General features: G+C 65.5%; 4 protein-coding genes. All 4 read left to right on the forward strand.

Features of this window, described 5'->3' with window-relative positions; genetic code table 11:
• Positions 1-285: 285 nt before the first annotated feature.
• Positions 286-930 (forward strand): ClpP family protease, encoded by a 645-nt coding sequence (locus ACIBH4_RS15690; protein ID WP_386206743.1) that lies wholly within the window; start codon positions 286-288, stop codon positions 928-930.
• Positions 931-941: 11 nt separating this feature from the next.
• Entirely contained in the window at positions 942-1,586 is a 645-nt protein-coding gene (locus tag ACIBH4_RS15695) for an ATP-dependent Clp protease proteolytic subunit (RefSeq protein ID WP_350949522.1), read from the forward strand.
• A 192-nt stretch (positions 1,587-1,778) separates the two neighbouring features.
• Complete coding sequence (gene clpX, locus ACIBH4_RS15700) at positions 1,779-3,059, forward strand: ATP-dependent Clp protease ATP-binding subunit ClpX (RefSeq protein WP_350949523.1); 1,281 nt, start codon at positions 1,779-1,781, stop codon at positions 3,057-3,059.
• Positions 3,060-3,400: 341 nt separating this feature from the next.
• Positions 3,401-5,986: a valine--tRNA ligase gene (locus tag ACIBH4_RS15705; protein WP_399172222.1), complete on the forward strand. Its 2,586-nt coding sequence runs from the start codon at positions 3,401-3,403 to the stop codon at positions 5,984-5,986.
• Positions 5,987-6,447 lie beyond the last annotated feature (461 nt).

Here is a 6,447-nt window from a genome sequence, read left to right on the forward strand (position 1 = left end):
CTGGACCCTCTGAGAGCCGCCGAGGCATCTTGTGGCCCCAACCTGTCGCACGCTCTTCTTCGCATGCCCACCTTCGCCGCTTCAGCGAGTGGCGACACGCCGTGGAGGCTCCGGCCTCTCAGCCCTCGCAGGGGGGCACGGCAGGGGAGCCGCGGACGTGGCGGGGAGACGGCGGGCAGCATGCGCCGTCAGCGAACAGTGCGTTGAGGAGGCATGTCCGGTAGGTGGCGCGCGTTAAGGTCACAAGCAAAGCCAATCGATTACGACGCATCGGAAGGTGACGCTGTGACCAGCCCGCCGACCTTCTACCAGCCGACCGGCTCCGGGCCCGAGTCGATGAGCCAGCCGACCGGCTCGTTCAGGCTCGAAGACCAGCTCTACCAGCGGCTGCTGCGTGAGCGCATCATCGTGCTGGGCACCCAGGTCAACGACGAGATCGCCAACCGGATCTGCGCCGAGCTGCTCCTGCTCGCCGCGGACGACTCAGAGCGCGATATCTGGCTCTACATCAACTCGCCAGGCGGTTCCGTGACCGCTGGTATGGCGATTTACGACATGATGGAATATGTGCCTAACGATGTGTGCACGGTCGCGATGGGTCTGGCCGCCTCCATGGGCCAGTTCCTTCTGTGCGCCGGCGAGCGGGGCAAGCGATACGCCCTGCCGCACGCACGCATCATGATGCACCAGCCTTCTGGCGGCATCGGCGGCACCGCCGCCGACATCGCCATCCAGGCGGAGCAGATGCTCTACGTCAAGAAGACCCTCGCCGAGCGCATCGCGTTCCACACCGGCCAGAATCTCGAGCAGATCGAGGCCGACTCCGACCGCGACCGCTGGTTCACGGCCGAGGAGGCCAAGGACTACGGCTTCATCGACCAGGTCGTGCGCAGCGCTCGGCAGGTGCCCTCCACGGGCGCCGTCTCCTGAAGGGGCACAAGGTGAGTGAGTTGATCCGGCCGGGAGACATCAACGGCCGCTACGTTCTTCCGTCCTTCACCGAGCGCACGTCCTACGGCATGCGGGAGATGAACCCGTACGCCAAGCTCTTCGAGGACCGCATCATCTTCCTCGGCGTGCAGGTGGACGACGCGTCAGCCAACGACGTCATGGCGCAGTTGCTGACCCTGGAGTCGCTCGACCCCGACCGCGACATCAGCATCTACATCAACTCGCCGGGCGGTTCGTTCACCGCCATGACGGCGATCTACGACACGATGCAGTTCGTCCGGCCGGAGATCCAGACGGTCTGCCTGGGCCAGGCGGCCTCGGCGGCGGCGGTCCTGCTGGCCGGCGGCACGCCGGGCAAGCGCTTCGCCCTGCCGAACGCCCGCATGCTGATCCACCAGCCGTCCACCGAGGGCGGCGGCCAGGGAAGCGACATCGAGATCCAGGCGCGCGAGATCCTCAGGATGCGCTCGCAGATGGAGATGATCATCGCTCAGCACTCGGGCAGGGCGCCGGAGGCGGTCCGTAAGGACATCGAGCGGGACAAGATCCTCGACGCCGTCGAGGCGAAGGAGTACGGGCTGATCGACGACATCATCCCGTCCCGCAAGAAACTCGCGAAGGCCGTAGCCTCCTAACGAGGCATATCGCACCGGAACCGTGCCGAATCAGGCACGTTCCGGTGCGACTCGCCGCTAGGGGGCTCACTGAGGGCTCAGAAGACGGTAACGTCGAAACCTAAGCGGGATGACTTTTCGATCGGGTATCGGGCCGGTCGGAAGAAACGGACCGCGGTAGCCAGGGCGGTCCCACGCAAAGGAGTATCTGGGGTGGCACGCATCGGCGACGGGGGAGACCTGCTGAAGTGCTCTTTCTGTGGAAAGAGTCAGAAGCAAGTCAAGAAGCTCATCGCCGGACCCGGCGTATACATCTGCGACGAGTGCATCGACCTCTGCAACGAGATCATCGAGGAGGAGCTCAGCGAGTCCTCTGAGCTCAAGTGGGACAGCCTTCCCAAGCCGAGGGAGATCTACGAATTCCTCGACGCCTACGTCATCGGTCAGGACCAGGCGAAGAAGGCTCTCTCCGTGGCGGTCTACAACCACTACAAGCGGGTGCAGTCCGGCGAGCGCGGGCGTGACGACGGCATTGAGCTGTCCAAGTCCAACATCCTGCTCCTGGGCCCCACCGGTTCCGGCAAGACACTGCTCGCCCAGACGTTGGCGAAGATGCTGAACGTTCCGTTCGCCATCGCCGACGCCACCGCCCTGACGGAGGCGGGCTACGTGGGCGAGGACGTCGAGAACATACTGCTCAAGCTGATCCAGGCCGCTGACTACGACGTCAAGAAGGCCGAGACCGGCATCATCTACATCGACGAGGTCGACAAGATCGCTCGCAAGAGCGAAAATCCGTCGATCACCAGGGACGTCTCCGGCGAGGGCGTGCAGCAGGCCCTGCTGAAGATCCTGGAGGGCACGACCGCGAGCGTGCCGCCACAGGGCGGACGCAAGCATCCGCACCAGGAGTTCATCCAGATCGACACCACCAACGTGTTGTTCATCTGCGGTGGGGCCTTCGCCGGTCTCGAAAAGATCATCGAGTCCCGGGTCGGCCGCAAGGGTATCGGTTTCAACGCGATCATCCGCTCCAAGGAAGACATCGACAGCGCCGACATCTTCGAGAACGTCATGCCCGAGGACCTGCTGAAGTTCGGCATGATCCCCGAGTTCGTCGGCCGGCTTCCGGTGATCACGAGCGTCCACAACCTCGACCGTGAGGCGCTCATCCAGATCCTCACCGAGCCGCGTAACGCCCTCGTCAAGCAGTACCGCCGCCTGTTCGAGCTGGACAACGTCGAGCTCGAATTCACCGACGACGCGTTGGAGGCCATCGCCGATCAGGCGATCCTCCGAGGCACCGGCGCCCGCGGCCTGCGGGCGATCCTGGAGGAAGTTCTCCTCTCGGTGATGTACGAGGTGCCCTCACGGCAGGACGTGGCGCGGGTGGTGATCACCCGCGAGTCGGTTCTGGAGCACGTCAATCCCACGCTCGTCCCGCGCGACCAGCTCAACAAGCAGCAGCGGCCGCCGCGGGAGAAGTCGGCGTAGAAGTCCGCGCGAGCCGCTCCAGGCTCGCACGAGTGGTGCCCCCCGCGGATTCTCCCGCGGGGGGCACCGCCTGTTTTCGGCCGACCAACTCCCGCCGGTGACGTATCCGGTTGAGCCCGCCGATGCCCCTCTCCGCCCCTGCTTCGCATCCGCGGGTATCCGCCGATCCTGGCCACGTATTCGCCGGAGTCCGCCGGTGCCTGCTTCGTATCCGTCGGTGCTCGTTCGGTGTTCGTCGGCCTTCAACGGGGAGGGGAGCATCTCGTTCGCCGGAAGAAGTCACGGGAGAAGCGATCCACAGGACGGTCCGTGGGACGGGGAACACGCGGACATCCCTAGACTTGGGCATCGTGACGACGCCAGAGCTGCCCACCCAGTACGCACCCGCCGACGTGGAGACCCGGAGCTACGAGCGCTGGGTATCGGAGGGACACTTCACCGCCGACCCGAGCAGCGAGCGCGAGCCGTACAGCATCGTCCTGCCTCCGCCGAACGTAACCGGTGTCCTGCACATCGGCCACGCCCTCGACCACTCCATCCAGGACGCGCTGACCCGCCGCGCTCGCATGCGCGGCCAGGAGACGCTCTGGCTGCCCGGCATGGACCACGCCGGCATCGCGACCCAGAACGTCGTCGAGCGCGAGATCGCGAAAAACGGTCTGTCCCGGCACGACCTCGGCCGTGAGGCGTTCGTCGAGCGCGTCTGGCAGTGGAAGGAGGAGTCCGGTGGCCGGATCCTCGGCCAGATGAAGAAGCTCGGCGACGGTGTCGACTGGTCGCGCGAGCGCTTCACCATGGACCCCGGTCTCTCCCGCGCAGTGCAAACGATCTTCAAGAAGCTCTTCGACGACGGGCTCATCTACCGTGCCGAGCGCATCATCAACTGGTGTCCGCGCTGCCTGACCGCGCTGTCGGACATCGAGGTCGAGCACAGCGAGGACGAGGGCGAGCTCGTCTCGATCCGCTACGGCGACGGCGACGACTCCATCGTGGTCGCCACCACCCGGGCCGAGACGATGCTCGGCGACACCGCCGTGGCGGTGCACCCCTCCGACGAGCGCTACGCGCACCTGATCGGCCGCGAGGTGGAACTGCCGCTCACCGGTCGCCGCATCCCGATCGTCGCCGACGAGCACGTCGACCCGGCCTTCGGTACGGGAGCGGTCAAGGTCACCCCGGCGCACGACCCGAATGACTTCGAGATCGGGCGACGCCACTCGCTGCCGTCCTTGGCGGTCATGGACGAGCGCGGGGTGGTCACCGCACACGGCCCGTTCCAAGGGCTCGATCGCTTCGAGGCCAGGCCTGCGGTGGTGGCCGCGCTCCGCGCGGATGGACGGATCGTCGCGGAAAAGCGCCCCTATCTCCATTCGGTCGGGCACTGCTCGCGCTGCAAGACCGTGATCGAGCCCCGGCTCTCGCTCCAGTGGTTCGTCAACGTCTCGCCCCTGGCCAAGGCGGCCGGCGACGCGGTCCGTGATGGCCGGACGAAGATCCACCCGCCGGAGCTGGCCAAGCGCTACTTCGACTGGGTCGACGACATGCACGACTGGTGCATCTCCCGGCAGTTGTGGTGGGGGCACCGCATCCCGGTCTGGTACGGCCCGGACGGCGAGGTCGTCTGTGTCGGCCCCGACGAGCAGGCGCCCGAGGGTTACGTCCAGGATCCCGACGTCCTCGACACCTGGTTCTCCTCGGGGCTCTGGCCGTTCTCCACTCTCGGCTGGCCGGACAAGACGCCGGAACTGGCGAAGTTCTACCCGACCTCCGTCCTGGTGACCGGCTACGACATTCTGTTCTTCTGGGTGGCCCGGATGATGATGTTCGGCATCTACGCCATGGACGGCGAGCCGCCGTTCCGGACCGTGGCGCTCCATGGCATGGTCCGTGACCAGTACGGAAAGAAGATGTCGAAGTCGTTCGGCAACGTCGTCGACCCGCTCGACTGGGTCGAGCGCTTCGGTGCCGACGCCACCCGCTTCACGCTGCTGCGCGGTGCCAACCCCGGCTCCGACGTGGCGATCAGCGAGGAATGGGCCGGGGGCTCGCGCAACTTCTGCAACAAGATCTGGAACGCCACCCGCTTCGCGTTGATGAACGGCGCCGTGACGGGTGAGCTCCCGATCGAGAAGCTGACGGCCGCCGACCGCTGGATCCTTTCCAGGCTCCAGGAGGTCGTCGCGTCGGTGGACAGCGCGTTCGAAAACTTCGAGTTCGCCAAGATCTCAGACCTGCTGTACCACTTCGCGTGGGACGAGGTCTGCGACTGGTACGTGGAGCTTGCCAAGATCCAGATCGCTTCCGGCCAGGAGCACACCCGGCTCGTGCTGGGCCACGTCTTCGACGCGCTGCTCCGACTGCTCCACCCTCTGGTGCCGTTCGTCACCGAGGAACTGTGGCGTGCGGTCACCGGGCGTGAGTCGATCGTCGTCGCACCTTGGCCGACGGTTCAGGAGTCGTTGCGGGACCCCTCGGCGGAGGAGGAGATCCTTGCCATGCAGGGATTGATCACCGAGGTGCGCAGATTCCGTTCCGACCAGGGGCTCAAGCCTGGCCAGAGGGTCGCCGCGAGGCTCTCTCTCGCGGGTACGGCACTCGCTCCTCACGAAGGGGCGATCAGGTCTCTGCTCCGGCTCGACCAGTCGTCCGAGTCGTTCGCCGCGACCGCCAGCCTCGATGTGGCCGGAATCGCCGTGGAGATCGACACGGCGGGGACGATCGACGTGGCCGCCGAGCGTAAGCGGCTGGAGAAGGACCTCGCGGCAGCGCGCAAGGAGGCGGCCCAGGTCGCCGCCAAGCTCGGCAACGAGCAGTTCATGGCCAAGGCACCCGACGACGTGGTGACCAAGGTGCGCTCCCGTGCCGCGCAGGCGGATCAGGACATCGAACGACTGCTCGCCCAGCTGGCATCGCTTCCGGCCGGCTGACCGGCCGGGGGGTGAGTTCACGGCAGGAACTCGGGTCGACTTGTCAGGTCGACCTGGTGATCGGGAACTCGACCTGATGAGCGTCCAGGACAGGCAGCTGTCTTGGCGAGAACCCGGGGTCTCTTGACCCCGGGTTCTCGTGTTTGAGGGTTGGTGCCCCAGGGAAGACCTAGTTCTTACCGGAAAGTTGGTCATCGCAGCCCTAGAGGACTGCTAGAGTTCTTCATGCAGGGCAGCGTCCTGCACCCCCTCTCTGAAAATCTCGACAAATCGTGCGTGTCCATGTGATTGGACAGCGACCGGATGTTGGAGTAAGTTAGAGGGGTTGCCCTGGAAACGGGGTGGTCGCAATCCTAGCGGGTTCGGCGGGTTCGAGTCGATGGTCGGAAAATCCGACAGTTTGACACGAAACCGGCACTTCCGATAAGATAGTGATACGAAATGGAACGCCCCGGAGTTCT

Source organism: Streptosporangium sp. NPDC050284, assembly GCF_044459525.1.
Classification (GTDB): Bacteria; Actinomycetota; Actinomycetes; order Streptosporangiales; family Streptosporangiaceae; genus Streptosporangium.